At 59.2% G+C, this 19456-nt stretch carries 18 protein-coding genes; 2 read left to right on the top strand and 16 right to left on the bottom strand.

The annotated features are described in order from the left end of the window. Nucleotides 1-135: 135 nt before the first annotated feature. The 15 genes from VJX68_RS05590 to VJX68_RS05520 form a co-directional block, all read right to left on the bottom strand. Entirely contained in the window at nt 136-1188 is a 1053-nt protein-coding gene (locus VJX68_RS05590) for a choloylglycine hydrolase family protein (protein WP_324094674.1), read from the bottom strand. A gap of 280 nt (nt 1189-1468) precedes the next feature. After that, on the bottom strand, nt 1469-1987 hold the full coding sequence (locus VJX68_RS05585; protein WP_324094673.1) for a hypothetical protein: 519 nt from the start codon (nt 1985-1987) through the stop codon (nt 1469-1471). 1 nt (nt 1988) lies between these two features. After that, nucleotides 1989-2744: a bestrophin-like domain gene (locus VJX68_RS05580; protein ID WP_324094672.1), complete on the bottom strand. Its 756-nt coding sequence runs from the start codon at nt 2742-2744 to the stop codon at nt 1989-1991. 230 nt (nt 2745-2974) lie between these two features. Next, nucleotides 2975-3778: a potassium channel family protein gene (locus VJX68_RS05575; RefSeq protein ID WP_324094671.1), complete on the bottom strand. Its 804-nt coding sequence runs from the start codon at nt 3776-3778 to the stop codon at nt 2975-2977. 45 nt (nt 3779-3823) lie between these two features. Next, a complete protein-coding gene (locus VJX68_RS05570; RefSeq protein WP_324094670.1) occupies nt 3824-4855 on the bottom strand; it encodes a DUF2950 domain-containing protein in 1032 nt (343 codons plus the stop codon). Between the two features lie 9 nt (nt 4856-4864). Next, nucleotides 4865-6178 carry a DUF3300 domain-containing protein gene (locus VJX68_RS05565; RefSeq protein ID WP_324094669.1) on the bottom strand — a complete coding sequence of 438 codons (1314 nt, stop codon included), beginning with the start codon at nt 6176-6178 and terminating at the stop codon, nt 4865-4867. 293 nt (nt 6179-6471) lie between these two features. After that, nucleotides 6472-7062, bottom strand: coding sequence for a PqiC family protein (locus VJX68_RS05560; protein ID WP_324094668.1), 591 nt, complete (start codon nt 7060-7062; stop codon nt 6472-6474). Next, complete coding sequence (locus tag VJX68_RS05555) at nt 7062-8651, bottom strand: PqiB family protein (RefSeq protein ID WP_324094667.1); 1590 nt, start codon at nt 8649-8651, stop codon at nt 7062-7064. Before VJX68_RS05555 ends, VJX68_RS05560 begins: the two co-directional genes overlap by 1 nt. Next, nucleotides 8644-9300: a paraquat-inducible protein A gene (locus VJX68_RS05550; RefSeq protein ID WP_324094666.1), complete on the bottom strand. Its 657-nt coding sequence runs from the start codon at nt 9298-9300 to the stop codon at nt 8644-8646. Before VJX68_RS05550 ends, VJX68_RS05555 begins: the two co-directional genes overlap by 8 nt. Then, a complete protein-coding gene (locus tag VJX68_RS05545) occupies nt 9297-9968 on the bottom strand; it encodes a paraquat-inducible protein A (RefSeq protein WP_324094665.1) in 672 nt (223 codons plus the stop codon). The genes VJX68_RS05550 and VJX68_RS05545 overlap by 4 nt, the downstream gene beginning before the upstream one ends. After that, a complete protein-coding gene (locus tag VJX68_RS05540) occupies nt 9965-10423 on the bottom strand; it encodes a hypothetical protein (RefSeq protein WP_324094664.1) in 459 nt (152 codons plus the stop codon). The genes VJX68_RS05545 and VJX68_RS05540 overlap by 4 nt, the downstream gene beginning before the upstream one ends. Before the next feature lie 20 nt (nt 10424-10443). Continuing rightward, nucleotides 10444-12963 (bottom strand): arylsulfatase, encoded by a 2520-nt coding sequence (locus tag VJX68_RS05535; RefSeq protein WP_324094663.1) that lies wholly within the window; start codon nt 12961-12963, stop codon nt 10444-10446. 82 nt (nt 12964-13045) lie between these two features. Then, nucleotides 13046-13903 (bottom strand): hypothetical protein, encoded by an 858-nt coding sequence (locus VJX68_RS05530; RefSeq protein ID WP_324094662.1) that lies wholly within the window; start codon nt 13901-13903, stop codon nt 13046-13048. Further along, nucleotides 13900-14712 carry a DUF2092 domain-containing protein gene (locus tag VJX68_RS05525; protein ID WP_324094661.1) on the bottom strand — a complete coding sequence of 271 codons (813 nt, stop codon included), beginning with the start codon at nt 14710-14712 and terminating at the stop codon, nt 13900-13902. The genes VJX68_RS05530 and VJX68_RS05525 overlap by 4 nt, the downstream gene beginning before the upstream one ends. Before the next feature lie 59 nt (nt 14713-14771). Further along, nucleotides 14772-15080, bottom strand: coding sequence for a hypothetical protein (locus VJX68_RS05520; protein ID WP_324094660.1), 309 nt, complete (start codon nt 15078-15080; stop codon nt 14772-14774). A gap of 225 nt (nt 15081-15305) precedes the next feature. Here VJX68_RS05520 and VJX68_RS05515 point away from each other — a divergent pair, with 225 nt between their 5' ends. After that, the gene (locus VJX68_RS05515) at nt 15306-15668 is read left to right on the top strand and encodes a hypothetical protein (protein WP_324094659.1); all 363 of its coding nucleotides are present in this window, start codon (nt 15306-15308) and stop codon (nt 15666-15668) included. Nucleotides 15669-15893: 225 nt separating this feature from the next. Then, on the top strand, nt 15894-18356 hold the full coding sequence (locus tag VJX68_RS05510; RefSeq protein ID WP_324094658.1) for a choice-of-anchor D domain-containing protein: 2463 nt from the start codon (nt 15894-15896) through the stop codon (nt 18354-18356). Here the strand turns inward: VJX68_RS05510 and VJX68_RS05505 are convergent. Then, on the bottom strand, nt 18349-19425 hold the full coding sequence (locus VJX68_RS05505) for an AI-2E family transporter (protein WP_324094657.1): 1077 nt from the start codon (nt 19423-19425) through the stop codon (nt 18349-18351). The genes VJX68_RS05510 and VJX68_RS05505 overlap by 8 nt on opposite strands. Between the last annotated feature and the right edge of the window lie 31 nt (nt 19426-19456).

The following is a 19456-nucleotide window of genomic DNA, read 5'->3' as shown; positions in this document are numbered from 1 at the left end:
GCGTCAGCATCGTGCTCTGTGCCCGATCGGATCCTCGCATCTTCCGCTTCCTCCTCAACCCAACTGGCCTCGTTCCACTATACCGATGCAAAACCTTCCGTCGATCCCATCGAAGAGGCGTTTCTCAACACCCTGCTAGGGGTTCAATGACTTGATGACCTCGGGGCCCTTCATGGAAATAGTGGCGATGCTCTTGGCGTCGAGGGGCATTTTCATGAGGTCAATCGAACGAATCTGGCTGTTCTCGTGAGTGCGGAAGTAGAATCGCCTCGCCTTCAAATCTGAGGCGCTGGTCCAAAGAGTGTAATCCGCGATGGGGTTGCCGTGCCCGTCCCTTTGTTCCTCGCGGTCCGCGCCTTTGGGAATGTCGAAGTTGTTTAATATGTGAAACGCCTGGAGCACCGCCTCGTCGCCGGTCTTGGACGGCAGCACCGAGGTGCTGTAAGCCACGGCGCGGACAAACCGCGATGGCGGAGTGAAATCGCCCGGCATTCCGAGCATCCCCGTGCCTTGGCCGAAACCCGTCAGCGTGAGGCCGCCGACCTTAGCGGGCGGGACGTTCACCATTGAGAAGTTCACGTAGTTGCGAAGATTGGTCATGTGCCAGTCGAAGGTTGGCGAATTGGTCATCACGCCCAGCACGTCGTCGTGGACATGGAGTTTTCCATCGACGTATTCGATCACGATGCTCTTGCCGGAGGCGTCATGAACCACGTAGTGAATCGGCGGCACGAAGCCCCACTTTTGGAACACGACCTCCGCGACCGCGACGCTTCCAATGTTGTGTTTGACCTCTTCGACCGTCGCGAAGTTTTCCAGAATCCACGAACCAACCTCCCATGGCGCGATGGTCCTGGAGGCCTGAGCAGGGTTATAGCTCATGTAGCCAGCGGTCGTGGGGAAATAGAACAACCCAGCCGCCAAGCCCTTCTCGTTGACGCCATCGAACAGATAGGGCAACCCGACACCATTGGCGCCAAGCGACGCATACCTGGAGGTCCACTTCAGCCCATTCTCACCCTGAGGTGTGGTGCCAGTTCGCGCATAGCCGCGCGGCACCATGATCACATCGGAGTCGAGATCGGTGCCGAACTCGAGCGTACGCGCGTAAACGACAGTCCCGTCGCCGGCTATAAGCCTGATGCCCGTGCAGGCGGGGGCCAGCTTCGCGAAAAAGAGCGAACCCACGACGATGGCAACAGATATGACATTGAGATGCCTGCCGATACTGGTGATATTCATCTTACGCGTCCTTTCTAACGTGCGATTGGATCTAATTTGCGATTAGAGGGCAGCAAGAAGAATGCCGTTTCCCAGATCCAATCGCGAGCAACAAGGCAAGGTATAGATTCAATCCAGCTAGTCTCTCCCAGGCATTGGGCCTGAACGACAAAGATTTGTCGGATGAACGCAGTGGCGTGGCGGTTTCGTGCCGAAGGTGTCTGGCAATCACGAATACGCCGTCAAATTACGGGCGCTCAAAAAACAGAGCCCTGAGAGCGCCTTGGCCCATGTATTCGTTGATCTCTGACAACACGAAATAAATTGCAAATATGAAAGTTGTTCCCAGCACCCACGCGAAGAACCGATACAGATTTGCCTGATCAATCATGTCCCGGACCGCCTCGTCGAAGCTCCCAAACTGATGCAGGGCTTCCAGGAATCGTTCGAGGTAGCCGAGCAACAGCGTTCCGAATCCGTATAGCAGCGTCTTGACGGCGACCGCGATGACCGGGCGATAGTGCTCGAGGCTTCGTCCGACCCGCGTCTCGTCAAGTATAAGGACCGCCTTGGCTGCGAGCAGCGCGCCGACGACTGCCTTGGAAAGTACAGTTACCGGGATAAAGAATTGCGCAACCGCGAGCTTAATTAGCAAAAGTTGAAGCAGGAACGCGACTAGAAAAAAGAGAAATACCGGCCAGGCTGCGACGAACTCGCGGTGAAGACATTTGCCGGATGCGGCGAGCTTTTGTGGCATCGCGCTCATATTACTTACCGATACTGGCCATGGCAGAGCGCAAGGGAGCACTGGAAATCTGAATGAATCCCCCGAATGGCCGGTCCAACTCCATTATCAGGAAGATCGCACCTGAAACCGATAGCGCGCAGAGGAACAGGGTTGCCACCACAGTCGCGTTGCGGGGCGCGAAGAGTCCGAAACTGAGAAAAATAACGGTCACCCAGAAGATCAACAGCACAAGAAACGGCATCGGGATCGAGCGGCCGCTCTGCTCGAACAGCAGCAAGCGCGCCTGGCCGATCTCGATACTCATCCTCACAGCTTCAGCCTGAAGCGAGCGCTGAACATCGTTCTGCGGCGTGAGTTCCTGGATCTTGTCGAAGAACATTTCGGCCCCGGCGGTAGTCGGCCCCAGCTTCGCATTTCCGATGCGGTCACTAGGCCAAGTTCGATCGATCATGGACGCGACGGAGAGTTTAAGGAGATCGCGAGCTTCTTTCGTCTCTGGTCCGTAATGCGCCAGCACGCGATCGACTAGGATGATATTGGCGGCAGCTTGTGTGATTTCGCTTCTCTGTGCGTCGTAGGAACCTTTTGCTGAGTTGGTCAGCAGAGCCAGGACCAGAGCCGACATGGTCGCTATAAGTCCCATCCCCAGCTTGATCACGTCCTTGGATTCCGAGCTCATATGATGCTCGGGCAGAATCGTGTGAATAGCCATCCCGAGCAGCGCGCCTCCAAAGACACACACCAGCACGATGCAACCGGCGGCGATCGGGCTCACGAGTATTTCCTCCTAACCTCAGACCCGGAGCTAGCGCGCGAGGGAGCTCCAGAAATTACGATACAGTAGCGAGAATCCAAATGTGATTGAATAGCGTGGCGTCGGCCCGTCTCCCGATACGTTCCAAGCCCGCTCGACAAAGCTGTTCACGTATTGTGGGCCAATTTTGAGCCAACTCCCGCATCGATCGCCTAGCAGCAAGGCCGGGATCATGGCTGACGCGCGACAGCTCATTTCTTTTCTGTGCCGGACTCGATGGCTTCTTGTTCCGCGTGCTGACTTGGAGATTGAGTCATCTGCATTCCCACCAGCCGCGCGACCAAAATCGCCAGGTAAAACTGCCCGGTGATACCTTCTGCCACCGCCGCGTAGCGGGCCTGCAGAGTTACAGGTGTGATGTCGCCAAACCCGATGGTTGAGAGCGTGGTAAGACTAAAGTAGATGAGAACCGGGATAGTCTGCTGCTCAGGAAGAGGCCCACCCGAACCGAAGTTGAATGCATTGGGCTGTATATCGTGAAGCACGATGTAGAACAATCCGCACGTCAATCCGAGCAGGAGATAAGTAGAAATCGACATGCTGATGACTTCGCGCGTGATTTCCTTCTGCCGCAGCACGGCGCGCAATTCATTCCATGTAATGAAGGCAAAGAGCAGCAGCCACAGAACCGAGCCGGCCAGATAGATCGAATGGCTTGGTGTGAAAATGGCGATGAATCGTTCCGCAATCGCGGGAATGCCCAACGTCCAGGCAATGATGCTCCGCCTCTTCTTCTGAGCTAGAAGCGTTTCTCGATCGCCCGCAAGATGGTCGACGTCGATGTTGTACAAAGACAGTAGCAGGAGCACCAACATCGCAGAGCTGAACATGATAGGGCCCGCTCCGGAATCGCCGATCAACGGCCGCACCAGAAACGCGGCGATGATCGCGACGAGCAGCGCGGTATGCCTGTGCGGCGCGAGACGAAGATGGATTTCCTCTCGCAACTGCCCCAGGAGGGTGGCTTCGATCGACAAATGTTCCCGATCCACCATTGCTACCGCTTCTACTCGGCTTACGTCCCAAGTCGCATTGACAACCTACTCGTCCACTTCCTGCCAGGTCTTGTCGGGATTGTATTCAGAGGTTGCGCTCGCCAACTTTGCGGTGTCGGGCCCAAGGTCCTTTTGAACGATGACACCGTCCTGGTTGATCATGAATGTCATAACTCCCGAGGCGCGATACTCGGCGGGGTAGGCGAGGAACGCGAACCCCTGGGTCATTTTGCCAGCGACCAGGTAGTTCTTTGCTCCGCCCAGGGCATTAGTGCCCTGCCCTGTGAGCACCTTGTAGTAGTATCCGTGAAATGGAATAGGACTTCCGCCAGCGTCCTTCTTGTAGCCGGCCTCGGTCGCGCTCGCGACCAGCGGACCGATAGGGCTCTCGGGCTGTCCTTCGGCGGTTGCCCAGTACAGCCCGTCCTGTTTACCGGTATCGCTAAGGATTTTCCGCGCGAACAGGCCCGCTGTCTCGCCATCGTGCGCATCGCTCGCGTATTCTGTCTGCGCTTCAGCCAGGTCTTCTAGAACCTTGATCGTAAACAGTTCGTTCCGGCCTATTCGTCTGTACAGTAGCTCTTCCTTGCCGGCCGCCGTATCAAAAGCCCAACCATCGCTGTTCTTTACGAGCGGAATTGGAACCGGCCAGTTGTTGGCGCCGATATACAGTATGACGCGACCCTGATCGTCGTACTCGAGCCGATGCATTTCATCGTAGCAGCGCGCGAAGTCGTCACGCGCGTTCTTGTCGGCGACTGGATCTCCCGACGAAAGGATCTGATCCGCGTCTGGGCCGAGTATGGAGCTGAGGGTTTTCATGTCGTCCGCTTTGTCAGCGGCAAGCAGCGCGTTAGTCGCGGCGGCCGGAGATGGGAACACTTGCTGCGCGGCGGAGTTTTCCGCGAATGCTAAAGGCGTGACGAGCAGTGAAGCGCAAAGGAGGGTTGAAAGAATGAGCGAGATTCTCACCCGCAAATAGTTGAAAAAATTCGACATGGATCTTTCCCCCGTAGCGTTCGCGGCGCGGTGCCAGTTGATGTCGAGGCATTCCTTGGTCATTTCATTCGGCGTCATTGGAATCCCTCACCTACCTTTTTTTCCGCCACCTCGATTTCCGCCTCCGCCTCCGCCGCGTTTGGCATTGCCGCCGCCGCCACCACCGTTGCCGCGTCCGCCAGCGGGTTTTTGATTTCCCTTGAAGCTGGCTTGTCCGCGGTCGCTGGACGCCCGCGTGTTTCCGCCGGGCTCATATCCGCCAAACGCGCTATTGCGGCCGCCGGTGCTGCTATTGTCTTTCGCGAAGCCTCTGGCCGGATCCGCCGCACGATTGGCGGGCTTGGTCGCAGCGGGCCGATTTCCGGCGGCAGGATTGGCGGGCCGAGTTGCAACTACAGGATTCGCGGGCTGATTGGGTCGATTCTTACCAACGTTTTTCCCGTTCAAGTTAGATCCACCCGGATTGTTGGGCAGCGTGCTGGGCTTGGGGAAATTGGGTTTGGCGATATCGGGGTTGGCGGGCCTCGCTGTCTTCGGGTCATACGGCCGCGTCGCTGGAATTCCGGAGTTGTTCGGACGGTTGTATCCGCCGCCACCGTTGTAGGGCGGCCTGGTGGCCGGATATGGCGCCGGTCGTGCCGGATATCCGGGACGCGGGTATCCTCCGTTGGGCGGATATCCACCGTAGGGTGGCCGGTAACTGGGCGGCCGTCCCGGGTATACGTTGTTGTTAGTTACGTAAACATTGTTGTTGTACTTAACCGAACTGCCGCCGCCACCCCCGTACCAGTTGCAGCCCCAATCGTTGTGTCCGTTGTTGATTAGCGAGCCAAGCAAGATCCCGGCTCCAAATGACAAGACACCCGTAAGGAGCAGATCGCTACCACTGTAGCCCGGCGGCGCCGCGACCGGCGCGCCATAGGCACTGGTGGGATTGTATTGTGGGACGTAAACCGTGTTCGGCTGGGCCGGCTGGATGACGACTGTTTGCTGCATCGACGGCTGAGCCGCTCCCTGAGCGGCCGGAGGAGCGGGCTGGACTTCAACTTTCTGCTGGTCGGTGGACTTCAGTGTTCCAGCGTCCATCGCCATCTTGCGCAGGACCTGGATAGCATTCATCACGTCGGCAGGCTGATTGTAGTACGCCTCGCCCAGGTCCGAGGTCCAGGCGAGGTTGTCGTTCATCGTTTGCAGCACAGTTGGGAACTGAGTCAGCGACTTGATGCTGGGATCCCATGCCTGCTGGTTCACCTGCGCGGCTAGCTGATCTCCACTCAGGTTGGGGTTCTGCTTCAGCCACCTATCCGCTTCCACCACTTGTGTCGGATAGGTGGAACCAGCGAGGATCTGCGCGACTAACACGTCAGGATAGAGCGCGATCGGCGATACCAACTCCTGCAACTCTTGCGCGGTAGCAGCACCCGGAGGAGGACCGGGTTCGACGGCCGCAGCGGGAGGAGGAGCAGCGGGCGCCGCCGTCGCGGCGACGCTTGGTTGCGCCTGTGTCGACGGCGCGGCGGCAGGTTGGTCATCGCCGCGCGAACAGCCGGTGACCATCGGCGACGTGGATATGAGGACAACAGCCGCAAGTGTCAACGGCAACGATCGTCGCTTAGGCCTGGCTAGTAACTTCATGGTCGAAGACCCTCGGTGTCGGTTGGCATCGCTAGATTTCACGCTCGTAACTTGCAGCACTACGATTTCTGCTCGGCTTCCGCGCGGATTGCGGCCGCGATATCACCGCTCATCTTTGCGATTGCCTGGCTGTGCGCGGCTGCGAGCGCGTCGAAGCCTTGCCCCTGCGCAGTCTCGCTTGCGACAGTGCGTCCCGAACGGGTTGCCCCGCTCGCAGTCTTGCGCACCGTCCACACTGCTTCGAAGGTAACCCCTTGGCCCTTGGTCGATTCGAAGCGCTGGACGTCGATCGTTACCCTGTAGTCCGGGGTGAAGTTAGCCAACTGCGAACTGGCCACATTCGGCGTGCCGAGCAGTACGACCAGGTCGCCGGCGACGGCGCGCGCTATGCCGTCGTTCAACGGCGAGACCCATCGATTGAACTCGTCAACCTCGACGCGGTTCGGCGCGACCTGCACCACGAACTCCGGCTGGTCCACCGAGGCGGGAATCGTGACCGGGCCGACCATCACCGCGGCGGGCATCGCCGGCGTGCCGTCTGCGGTGGAGGTCGAGGACAGCGAGTAGAATCGCGACGGGGCAGTGCTGCATCCTGCTGCCAGTGCAGTTGCCAGCGCGATCGAGATCAGTTGCGTGATACGCCGTGCCATCACTTCGCCTCCCCCTTCTTGCCGCGAACGAGCGCCTCGGGATGGCGCTCGAGATAATCTGCCAGTACACGCAACGACCTTGCCGCGCGGCTCACCTCCTGCAGGGTGCTGCTGAGTTGCTGCACCTGCATGGAATTCGGTCCGGTGAGATCTTTAGTGTTATCGAGCGTACCTTGTGCGCTAGTCAGGGTGCCCTGCGCGATCACCAGCGTCTTATCCAGCTCGGTGACCGCCTTGTGCAGGTCTTCGCCAATCTCCTGGAATTTCACCTGGTCCAGTTTCTTGACGATGTTCTCGACGGTGGCTTCCGTCGCCTCGAGCTGGCCCTGAGTGGTAGGCAATTCCACTGGCTGCTGCGACCAGTCTACAGTCGCTGGCGGCGCGCCCGGGAAGAAATCGAGATCCACGTAGAGGGCCCCAGTTAGCAGGTTACCCGTGCGCAGTTGCGCGCGGACGCCGTGAGCGACCAGCGCATCAACCAATTTCCTGCGCATAGTCTCGAGATCCGCGCCGGATCCAATGTCAACCAGCTTGACGCCGAGTCTCTGCGGGTCCAGGTGAATAATTACCGGCACTGAGAACTGGAAGGTCTTCAGATCGATTTGCGCGCGAATGTCCGCGACTTCACCCACCGGAATACCTCGAAATTCGACCGGCGCTCCGGGCGACAACCCTCGCACCGAGCCCTTGAAGACAAGTCGATAGGTCTGCGGATTGCGTGGGGGCGGGTTGAAGGCCTGGGTCCGGTTCGCGAACAGGGTAAAGACTGTGTTCTCCTCGGCCGCCGGCAGGACCGGATCAGTCGCGGCAGTCTCGAAGGCTATACCACCTATAAGGATCGACAACACCGACTGGGTCTGCACCGTAAGGCCGCTTGCTGAGAGCGAAACGTCGACTCCGCTTGCATGCCAGAAGCGGGTGTTGGGGTTGACGTACTGGTCGTATGGCGTCCGCACGAACACCTTTACGGTCAGGTTCTTGCCGTCCTTGTCGAGCTCGTACGATGCGACCTGCCCGACCTGTAACCGCCGGAAGTAAATTGGCGTGCCCGTGTCCAGTGAGCCTAAGTCAGGTGTCTTCAGAACGAAAAAGCGGCCGGGGACTTCGCCGGTTATTACCGGCGGTATCTCGAGCGCCACGAAGTCACGCCTGTCTATCTTGGAAGTTCCTATCTCCACGCCTATGTACGCTCCCGAGATAAGAGTGCCCAGCCCCGTCACGTTAGCGCCCGATATCCGCGGCCGCACGACCCAGAACTTCGTATCGTCAACAAGAAATGCTTCCGTCTTGGGTGCCATCTGCGCGGTCAGGATCACCTGCTGATGATCCGGCGACAGCTCGATCTTCGAGATCGTGCCAATATCGACGCCGTTGTAGTGGATCTTGGTCTTGCCGGCTTCCAGTCCCTCCGCCGTTTTCATGACGATCGTTATCTTGGGTCCCTCACTCAGCACCCGCGTCACTGCCACCCATGCGCCGACTACCGCCGCCAGAATTGGAATGAACCAAACGAGCGAGAGCCGCGTGCGCGTCTTGGGCACGTTCCTCGACTCGGGAACTGAAGAGCGTGGTGGATCGCGATCAGGCATAAGTAACCTCTTTCGAATCTGCCTCTTGCTGACTTACCGAGTCCCAGATAAGCCGCGGATCGAAGGCCTCGACCGCGAGCATCGTAAACACCACCACCGCCGCGAAGAAGATCAAGCCGGGCCCTGGCTCCACCGACATCAACGGCTGGAGCTGGATCAGGGCCGCGGTGAAGGTATCGACGAATACATCGACCATCGACCAGCGCCCGATGAACTCGACCATCCTGTACATTCGGACCCGCTGCTCGTTGTTCGCCACCGAGCCGCCCTGCGCCGTGATAAGCAGGTAGCCCAGCGCGAGGATCTTCGCGCTGGGGATCATGATGCTCGCGACGAGGACGATGATCGAGAGCGGCCATCCGGTCGGCGACCACAACAGCACCACTCCTTGCAGGATGGTGTCGGACTCGGCGCCTGCCGCCGTGGTGGTCGTTAAGACGGGAAGTACATTCGCCGGGATGTAACAGATCGCCGCGGCAATAAGGTATGCCCACGTTCGCTGGAAGCTGGCCGGCTTGCGAAAGGCCAGTTCCTCGTCACAACGCGGGCAGCGTCCTTCTTCCTCGCCCGGCGCGGGACGTGAGAGCAGGCCGCAGCCTTCGCAGCTTTGCAGGCCTTGCTGCATCGCGGTGATGCCGGCGGAGCTCACGACGTCCCCTCCGCCAACTGAGCGGCGGCGTCGCGCTGCGCTTCGTCCGCCCACTGGATGCGCTCCCACACTTCCCGCGAGTCAAAACTCGCTGACATTCCGGCCAGAACGAAGACCAGCACCCAGAGCACGAACAGCGCCATGCCGGGAATCACCGTCGCGTAATCCGCAATCTTCACCAGGGCCACGAGCACGCCCACCATCATGACTTCGATCATGCTCCAGATACGCGTGGTCGGATGATAGCGCAGCAGCGTTCCTACCCATCTCGGCGGACGCGGTCGCATAGCTCCGAGCACGATCGCCAGCATCAAGCCGATTTGCAGCGCGGGCGCGATGACGGCCGTGAACAGCACCAGCACACCGACGATCTTCTGGTCGTTGTCCCACAAGTGCTGAGCGCCTCCGATCACCGTGGTCGAGGCGTCGCGCCCGACAATTGTGAGGCCAAGCATGGGGACTGAGTTCGCGATCACATACAGCAACATTGCGCCCAGCGTCAGTGCGAACGTCCGGTTGAGTGAGTCCACACGATGCCGCCATAGCTCCTTGTTGCATCGCGGGCATCGTGCCGACGCACCGGGCGCAAGGTCCGGGATGCGCTGCAGCAAATCGCAATGCAGGCAGGCGATGAGCGAAGTGTCCCCGACCGGCTGGTTGTAACTCATTGCGCGATTGCTTCCGACGGAGATTTCCCCGGCCTTTCTGCGACGCTCGAGTATCGAAGGCTGACAATGCACCAGACGGTCAAGGCCGTGTGCAGCGCGACGGCCGGCCACAACACCACCCCTACGTGCTCCGAGCGGAGTCCGAAGACCGCAAGGATCAATACTACAGCGACGTTGTAGATCACCACCGCTGCCACCAATCCTCTCGCCGCGCTGCTTTGGCTGTCTCCGCGAGCAAGCCAGAAAGCTGCTGCCAGAGTAAGCAATGCAGCACCGCCGACACGAGCCGCAGTCACCGCGGCTGGGGTGTCCAGCGGCGCCCCGAGCAAAAGTTCCGCCGCTCTCGACGGGATGCTCAGTAGCGCGACGCCGGCGCCCGCTTCAATCGCGGCGGTCGCGGTCTGCAGAGCGTCCACTGACGAGGAACTGCCGAACAGGACGCTCGCGGATTTCATAACTGCAGTCGGCCGCCCTCCTAGTCCCTTGCTCGCGCTAGTTTCTCCGCAATGGCCTTTCGATCCGCGTCGGTCAGCTGCTCGGGGCCCAAGTTGAAGGTCAGCTTGTCGATCGTACCCGTGAAGCGGAACGGCAGCTTGTAGTCATCGTTCACCGGCGTGCGAGTATCGCTCCCAACGTCGAAGGTTTCGTCCACGGTCATGAGCAGCGGAATCGTGTGCGGGATCTTCTTCCGGGCTATCTCGTTGCCATCGACCTTCAATACTCCTTCGCCGCCTTTGCCGGGTCCCGGTCCGTCGTATTTGAAATCGAATACTATCGTGTGTTTTCCGGGCTTGAGCGCATCGGCCAACACGCCGCGGCCCAACGGTCCGCCCTCCCAGCGGTAGTGCGTCATGTCGAGAAGGTTGTAGTCGAAGACTGGCTTACCCTTGAGCAGGTAGAGACCATAGCCCCCGAAGCGGCCGCCCAAGGTCACGATCATTCCCTCCGCCCTGCCTTGGGGAATCGTTACATCAGCCGTGATGGTGTAATCGCGATCCAAAATGCTGGGAGCATTGCCAAAGGGAATGCCGGTATTCTCACCCGAGTAGGTGAACACCGTTCGCCCGGCGACCGCGCTGGGCCGCGGCGTCAGTAGGCGCGCGAAGCCCCTGTTATCCAACGGCAGGACCTGATATTTCGCGGCTTCGGTCGTGAACAACGCCTGCATTTCTTTCAGCTTGTCCGGCATTTTCGAGGCCAGGTCGTTGTATTGCGAGTAGTCGTCGGCGATGTTGTAAAGCTCCCAATTGTAATCGTTCATGTCGGGCATCTTGCCCGTACCAATGAGCCAGGGCGGAGATGGAGGCGTAGTGGAGGCAATCCAGCCGTCGTGGTAAATCGCGCGGTTGCCGACCATCTCGAAATACTGCGTATCATGCTTCGACGGCGCATTGGCGTTTGCCTTGTCGAACGTGTACGCCATGCTCACGCCCTCAATCGGCTTTTGCTTGATGCCATCGACCTCTTCAGGCGCCTTGATGCCCGTGGCTTCAAGGATCGTCGGCACGATGTCGATGACATGGTGGAACTGCGTGCGGATTCCACCGGGATCGTTGATGTGACCGGGCCATGAAATGGCCAGACCCTGCCGGGTGCCGCCGAAATGCGATGCCACCTGCTTGGTCCATTTGAAGGGCGTGTCGAACGCCCACGCCCATCCCACCGACATGTGCGGATAGGTTTTCTCCGAGCCCCACTCTGAGTAGTGCAGTAACTGCAACGGCATGGGAACGTCGAATATGCCGTTGTAAGCGGTCAAGTCGTTGAATGTGCCTTCCAAGGTACCTTCGGCGCTAGTGCCGTTATCACCGACGATGTAGATAATGAGCGTGTTGTCGAGCTTGCCCTCGTCCTGAACTTCCTGGATCACGCGGCCAATCTCATGGTCAGTGTAGGCCGCGTAGGCCGCGAAGACCTCCGCCTCTCGCGCATAGAGTTTTTTCTGCAGAACTGAAAGCGAGTCCCATCGAGGCAGCTTTGCGCCGCCGTACGCGGCCTGTCCATCTGGCCACGGGGTAAGTTGGGTATTCGGCGGGATCACGCCGAGTCGCTTCTGGTTAGCGAAGATCTGGTCGCGCAACTTTTCATAGCCCATGTCGAACTTGCTTTTGAACTTATCGATCCATTCCTTGGTCGGTTGATGCGGCGAGTGGGTGCCACCGGGCACGTAGTAGAGGAAGAACGGCTTGTCGGGTGCAGCCGCGTTCAAGTCGCGCATGTACCTGATAGCGTCGTCCGCCATGTCAGTGGTGAGGTTGTAGCCGGGTTTGCCGATCCACGGAAACACCGGGGTCGTATTGCGAAAAAGGTAGGGCGTCCACTGGTCGGTCTCGCCGCCCATGAAGCCGTAGAAATACTGGAAGCCCATGCCGACAGGCCATTGGTCGAAGGGCCCTGCCGCGCTGTACTGAAAGCTGGGAGTGTTGTGCTCTTTGCCAAACCACGAGGTGGCGTAACCGTTGTCACGCAGGATCGTGCCGATGGTGGCGTCGTCCGGCCCTATGACTGAATCGTAACCGGGGTAACCAGTGGACAGCTCGGTGACCACACCGAAGCCCACCGAGTGATGATTGCGCCCCGTGATCAACGCCGCCCGCGTGGGAGAGCATAGCGCCGTGGAATGAAACTGGGTGTAGCGCAATCCCGCGTTGGCGATGCGATCGAGCGCGGGCGTCGGGATGACGCCGCCGAAGGTGCTCGAAACTCCGTAACCCTGGTCGTCGGTCATGATCAAGACGATGTTGGGCGCGCCCTTGGGCGGCACTACTCGCGGTGGCCACCACGGCGTGGAATCCTTGGCGCTTTCCTTGATCACGCCGCCGAAGGGTAGCGGCGGCGGCGGAAGTTGCTTGCCGTCGAGCGTCATCGTGGCGCTGGGCGAACCCGGCACGCCGTTGATCTGCTGGGCGCGAGCGGCGCTCGCATTCAACAGGCAAGCCACCGTCAACGCCGCCAGCAGCGACACCTTAAGGTCAACACGCCGTCTAGTCCTCATAGTCAGTTCCCTGCCTTCTCCAGTTACTGGTTCCGCGCTGCATTTACCGTGTTTGCCAAAATCGAGTGTCATGCCTCATGATCTAGTAATTATTGTAATTGTAGGTCGGCGGCGGCGATGCATAAGTCACCTGGCTGCCGTTGTAGTACGGTTGATACCCGGGGGGCGGAGGCGGCGGTGGATAATAACCATATGGATTATTCTCGATAACGGTGGTCTGAGGCTTTGGTTGTGAATTCGCAGTTATCATCGAGCCGACAGCCATGCCGCCAATAGCACCGAGCGTCGCTGCACCCGCTACTTCGCCGCTGCTCGAACCACTACTGCCGCCGCCGTAGTAGTAGTTGTTGCTTCCACCACCTCCACCTCCACCATAGTAGGAGTTGTTGCTGTTCACAGTGTCTATCGTGTTGTCGTTCTCGGTGTTCATCGACTTTTCGGTCTTTTCGTTGTTCTGCTGAAGAGTATTCGCTTCGTTGTACTGGGCCTGCTTCTGAGCTTGCTGGTTTGCGTTGTACTCGTTGTAGTCCGATTGCTTGTTGGTCGAACTGCTTGAGCTGCTCCCGTAAATACTTCCGGAATCCGAAGGCGGCTTGTACTGGTTATATTGCGAAGACGAAGACGACTTATTGTAGTTGTAAGTATTTCCGGAATCGGCAGATTTGTACTGGCTTCCATAGCCGCTTGATGAATGTCCATAGGAACCGGAGCCAGACGAACCGGAATGACTAAAGCTGCCGCCGTCGAACCCATCCGAGCCGCCGCGGTATCCACCCCCGCCACCGCCATAGCCTCCGCGGCCGCCAAAGCCCCCTCCCCCGCCTCCTCCGCCCCACCTTGCGAACGCATTGGGAGCGCTCGCGAGGGCGCACGCGGTGACTAGAAAGACTACCCGAAGCGCAAGTCTGCCGGCATCGCGCAAATCTATCGTGTTGTTCATGGCTGTGACTCCTTGACCTTCAAAAACTCGATCCGTTTTGCGTCTTTTGGAAGGTGCGGGCTGAAGCGGTTGTCTGAAATCTGTTTCGGGAATTTCCAGTCGGAAAGCACGGCGATGTATTCCGGTGAGCCCGGCTCAGTTCGGTAGTTGATCACTATTTTGCGCGGAACCGGTTTTCCTGAGCGATCCAGCCAAAGCTGCAGGTCGATGTTGCGGGACGAAAACGCAACGTGATCGCAGTCGACGCCGTTGACGTCGTTGACGCCGATGTACGACCCGAAGATGATCTGTTTGCGGATTCGCGAACACGGATCGCTATACGCCAGGTTCGATAGCGGCAGCGTCAGGTGCTGCGTTTGCTCAACTTGATCGAGCATCGTGTCAATCGAAGACGGCACTTTCATGCTCGCATACATCTCATGCGGCTCGTCGAAGATCGTCAACGTGTCACGCTGGTACCAGAGTTGTTTGCCGCCGAGGTCGCTGTGGTAGTCGACTACGAGTTCGTCCGGGCGCTCTAGCGCAAAATTCATCTCAGCTGCGTACTGAACCTTCACGGTGCGCGGCAGTACCTTGTCGAAAAGTATCTCCGCGTGAAAGCTGAGCGCGTCGGCCGAGCCCAGGGCCTCGCACGTTTTGGTGAGAAGATCGTCAGCGTGCGGATCAATCCTAGGGGGTTGCGGGGCGGCTTGGACCGGGGGCGCGGCTTGAGTGGGCGATGCGGACGGGTCCGCGGCCAATGCAGCGTTCAAGGCTAGCGCGATTCCCATCGCAGCCCCGCAAGCGGCAGCCGCAAATTTGAAGCTCATTTTTGCCCCTCCCATTGACGATAACTGTTGACCAACCATTTCCGCTTACGCGCTGACGATCACGGGATCATGCCGCATTCAAACATCTTGTTGGCGATAGGCGCCGCTACTCTATCGATGAACATGGCCCGCATCTGCGGATCGCTGCGCAGAAAATTTACGGCTTCCTGTTCCCTCTGCGACTGTGGCTGCCCTCGCTCCTGCCACAACTGCTCGCACGAGGAGTTCTGGTATTTTTGGATGACCTTGTTGGCGGCCTTGTCCAGCAATGGGTACTGCCGGTACTGTGCGCTGGCTACGCCCGCGAACAGGAGAACCGGAATCGCAATTGCGTACGAGTAAAGTCTAGGCGATTTCGCTTTCCGCATAAGTGTCTCCCTCCGTTCTCCCTTCTGTTTGGTCTCGATTTTCTGCGCTCGAAGTTTCGACGATCGGCGTTCGGGAGGACATTCTGCATCGCACGTCGATAGGCGACTATTGTACCAAAGTACAATATCGGTCCGCTGGAAACCGGACCAATCTACCAGCCGTCCGTGCGATGAATTTGGGTTAAATCGGGTACGAACTCAAACCAAACGATCGAGGAGAAGATCTTGGCTGGTAAACCAATCGGGGAATTTTCAATGAAGATGATCACCATCACCAACACACCCGGACCTGCGGGCAGCCTTCTTATCCAGGTGAACTTTGAGGGGACCGCGACCGGATTCGGCTCGATCTTCGAAACCGCCACCTTCATCGGTGGTGGCAAGGACGGAACCTTCAGTATCGTCGGCTCGGCTTACATGGACAACGGCGAGATTGTCAACGGCATCGGTCAAGGGAGCTACGAGAGCAAGGGCAAGCACAAGTGGACGACCACGAACACTATGGAACTCTCAGACGGCCGACGCATCGGCGGCACCGGTGAGATCGACCTGGCCGCGCGGACATGGAAGGGGAAAATCACCGAATAGCGCCCAGCTCTGACAAATTGATCCCGCCTTGAGAGGCGCTGCGGCAGGTTCCCGCCGCAGCGCCTTTACCGCTGTTCTGGCGCTTTGCTCGCAGCTGCCGCACAGCTATACATATTGTATCAATTTATGACTAGGTCTCTGACATTGCGGCTGGCGCGATCATTCCTGCCGATTCTGATGGTGCTGCTTTGTTGCCTTGCGCTACCCGCAGCTGCGCGCGCGCAGGTGGATCAAACAGCGTACACAGACGCCCTCGTCAACGGCTGGCAGAACTGGAGTTGGGCGACGGTGAATCTCAACAATACGACGCCGGTCCAGTCCGGCACCGACTCCATTGCTGTCAGCGCGGGTCCCTACCAGGCGCTCTACCTGCATCAGACCCCCTTCGACTCCAGCCTCTACGCGGATTTGGTTTTCTGGATTAACGGCGGCGCGACCGGCGGACAGTTGCTGCAAGTCCAGGCGACGCTCAATGGCACCGCGCAGACTGTCGTGACTCTGCCTGCCCTCACGGCCAACACCTGGCGGCAAATCAGCATTCCGCTGTCCTCGCTGGGAGTGCAGAACCAACCGGACATGGACGGCTTCTGGATCCAGGACCGCAGCGGCACGACGCAACCGACCTTTTTCGTGGACACCATCTCAATCACGGCGCAATCGGCGCCCAGCGTGGTGAATGTTACGGTGAACGCGGCGCAGCCGGTGCGCGTCGTCGATGCGCGGCACTTCGGAGTCAACACGGCGGTTTGGGATTCGATCCTCGATACAAGCGTCACGACCAATCTGCTGACCGAGATGGGCGCCGGCGCGTTGCGCTTCCCCGGCGGTTCGCTCTCCGACGATTACCACTGGGCCACCAACACTACAGACAGCAACACCTGGCAGTGGGCCACATCGTTCGACCAGTTTGCACAGGTTGCGATCGCAGCCGGCGCACAGGTCTTTGTCACAGCCGACTACGGATCGGGCACGCCGGCGGAAGCGGCGGCGTGGGTCCAGGAATCCAATGTCACCAATCACTACGGGTTCAAGTATTGGGAAATCGGCAACGAGGTCTACGGCTCATGGGAGACTGACACTAACACTGTTCCACATGATCCCTACACCTATGCGCAGCGCTTTCAGCAGTACTACACGCAGATGAAGGCGGTGGACCCTACGATCAAGATCGGCGCGGTCGCAGTTCCCGGCGAGGACAGCTATGCGAACAATACCAATCACCCGGTAGTCAATCCGGTAACCGGAGTAACGCACAATGGCTGGACGCCCGTGATGCTCGCGACGCTGCGCAGCCTCGGCGTAACCCCGGATTTCCTCATCTACCATCGTTATCCGCAGTCGCCGGGCGGTGAGAGCGATCAGGGGTTGCTGCTTTCCAACGTCACCTGGAGCACTGACACCGCCGATCTTCGCAATCAGTTAAACGACTACCTTGGCGCTACCGCAGCGGCTGGCGTCGAGCTGGACAACACCGAGAATAACTCTGTCTCCTCGAGCCCCGGCAAGCAGACCACGAGTCTGGTGAACGGGCTGTTCCTCGCCGACAGCCTTTGCGCGGCGATGAACACCGAGTTCAATTCAGTTACCTGGTGGGACCTACGCAACGGCCAGGAAACCACCAACAACAATTCCCCAGCTCTCTACGGATGGCGCCAATATGGCGACTATGGCGTTGTTGATAGCGTCGACCCGCCTGGCCCGGCTGACACCTATCCGACGTTTTACGTTGAAAGGCTGCTGCAACACTTCGCTCGCAGCGGCGATCAGTTGGTCAGCGCTACCAGCGACTATCCGCTCCTCGGTGTGTGTGCGGCCCAGCGTACTAACGGCGGGCTGACGTTGCTGGTCGTGAACAAGAGCGCCAGCAATGCGTTCAACACCAACATCACGGTCAGCGGCGCGATGCCGGGGAGCACCGGCACTCTTTATTCCTACGGCATCCCGCAAGACAACGCGGCGGAGACGGGCGTCGGCTCAGCCGACATCGCGACCAGTCCTGTGACGGGGCTATCGACCAATTTTTCGTACAACTTCCCGGCTTACTCGGCCAACGTGATCGCATTCAGCACCCGCGGAGCGCCTTCGCCAACGCCCACCGGGACGATGACACCGACTCCGACCGCGACCGCCACGGCGACGCGAACATCCACACCCACAGCTGCTGCAACGAGCTCAGCCACAGCTACCGCGACCAGGACGGCGACACCTACGACCACTGCTACCAGTACAACTACAGCTACTGCGACAACTACTCGCACTGCCACCAGCACAGCCACGGCTACAGCAACCAGAACGGCGACATCCACCGCGACTGCCACGGGTACGGCCACCACCACGGCGACGCATACAGCCACGCCCACCGCGACTCCGACGCCGGTGGCTGTTGGCTCGGTCAATCCAACCAGCTTGAGCTTTGGAAAGCGCGCCGTGGGAACTGCAAGTGCGGTCAAAACGGTTACTCTGAGCAACAGCGGATCCGCTTCACTCAGTGTAGCAAGCATTTCGACGACCGCAGGATTCACCCAGACCAATACCTGCACATCGGCGCTCTTGACGGGGAAGAGCTGCACTATTTCCGTGAAATTCGCCCCAACTGTCGTCGGTGCGATCACCGGAACTCTGCTGATCAACGACAACGCGTCCAACACGCCGCAGGTTGTCAGCCTGAGCGGAAAGGGAGTCAAGTGATCGCGTTATCGCCCGCGGACGCGGCCCATTGCTCGAAAAGGCTGTAACCCAATGCCACCAGCGTCGGTCCCAGGAACATACCTATAACGCCGAAGGCAAGCGCTCCCCCTAACACTCCAAGCATCACCAGTATCATAGGTGTCGAACCGCCCCGGCTGATGAGCAGCGGCTTCACGACGTCGTCCAGCGTCCCGACCATCAGTCCCCACGCCATCATGAAGACCGCCCATGCCGTCGAACCTTGTCGATACAGCCAGAACGCCGCCGGCGCCGCGACGAGCGGCGGTCCGCCCGGCAGAAAGGACAGCACAAAGGTCACGAATCCCAGGGACACAGAGCCAGGGACTCCTGCAATTGCAAAGCCGATAGCCGCGACCACGCCTTGGAGCAGCGCGGTTCCGAGAACGCCGTAAACGACCGCGCGAATCGTCGCGCCCGCGAGCTCGAGCAGACGGTCGCCTCTTTCCCCGGCGATCCGATGCAGCGCGCCATGAAGTTGGTTGGCCGCGGCATATCCGTCGCGATAGAAAAAGAACGCAATCAGCAGGCTCAGAGCGATTTGAAAGATCCCCTCGGCAAGCGCCCTCCCGCCCCACACGCCGATCTTCTTCGCGGCGGGCAGCAGTCTGGCCAGTTCATGCAGCCTTACCGAAGTGCTCTGGTTCAGGTAGTTCCAGTAGCCGGCGACATGGCCACCAATCAGCGGAATGCCCGCGACCCAACCGGGCGGACTCGGTGGGCCTTCCTGGACGAGCTTTTGACTGGCTGAGATCAGCGCCGACACGTTATCGGCCAGCGTAGCTCCCAGGATCACGACCGGCACGACTATAATCGCAGCCAGCAACAATGTGGCGGTCAGCGCCGACAGCGTCGGCCGTCCGCCGAGCATCTCTTCAAGCCTGAGAAACAGCGGCCAAGTGGTAAAGCAAAGGATCAGGGCCCATAGCGCCGCGGATATGAATGGACGCAGAACCAGCAGGCACAGAAGTCCGAGTAGGACGACAGCCGTGCCGCCAATCCACAGCTCGACCTGGCTCCGCCCCGCAGGACCGATCGGTGTTTCACCCATGCGAGCGCCCGCTTAACTCTTTCAGCATCCG

Source organism: Binatus sp. (SeqCode) (assembly GCF_035272065.1).
Taxonomy (GTDB): domain Bacteria; phylum Desulfobacterota; class Binatia; order Binatales; family Binataceae; genus Binatus.
Note: the sequence above shows the minus strand (reverse complement) of the source record. Positions and strands in the feature narration are given on the sequence as shown.

Bases quoted from the DNA above. Each gene is read 5' to 3' on its own strand.
- VJX68_RS05585 (WP_324094673.1), bottom strand. From the start codon at position 1,987: ATGAGCGCGATGCCACAAAAGCTCGCCGCATCCGGCAAATGTCTTCAC.
- VJX68_RS05555 (WP_324094667.1), bottom strand. From the start codon at position 8,651: ATGCCTGATCGCGATCCACCACGCTCTTCAGTTCCCGAGTCGAGGAAC.
- VJX68_RS05540 (WP_324094664.1), bottom strand. From the start codon at position 10,423: ATGAAATCCGCGAGCGTCCTGTTCGGCAGTTCCTCGTCAGTGGACGCT.
- VJX68_RS05505 (WP_324094657.1), bottom strand. From the start codon at position 19,425: ATGGGTGAAACACCGATCGGTCCTGCGGGGCGGAGCCAGGTCGAGCTG.
- VJX68_RS05570 (WP_324094670.1), bottom strand. From the start codon at position 4,855: ATGACGCCGAATGAAATGACCAAGGAATGCCTCGACATCAACTGGCAC.
- VJX68_RS05545 (WP_324094665.1), bottom strand. From the start codon at position 9,968: ATGAGTTACAACCAGCCGGTCGGGGACACTTCGCTCATCGCCTGCCTG.
- VJX68_RS05535 (WP_324094663.1), bottom strand. From the start codon at position 12,963: ATGAGGACTAGACGGCGTGTTGACCTTAAGGTGTCGCTGCTGGCGGCG.
- VJX68_RS05575 (WP_324094671.1), bottom strand. From the start codon at position 3,778: ATGGTGGATCGGGAACATTTGTCGATCGAAGCCACCCTCCTGGGGCAG.
- VJX68_RS05560 (WP_324094668.1), bottom strand. From the start codon at position 7,062: ATGGCACGGCGTATCACGCAACTGATCTCGATCGCGCTGGCAACTGCA.
- VJX68_RS05525 (WP_324094661.1), bottom strand. From the start codon at position 14,712: ATGAGCTTCAAATTTGCGGCTGCCGCTTGCGGGGCTGCGATGGGAATC.
- VJX68_RS05530 (WP_324094662.1), bottom strand. From the start codon at position 13,903: ATGAACAACACGATAGATTTGCGCGATGCCGGCAGACTTGCGCTTCGG.
- VJX68_RS05520 (WP_324094660.1), bottom strand. From the start codon at position 15,080: ATGCGGAAAGCGAAATCGCCTAGACTTTACTCGTACGCAATTGCGATT.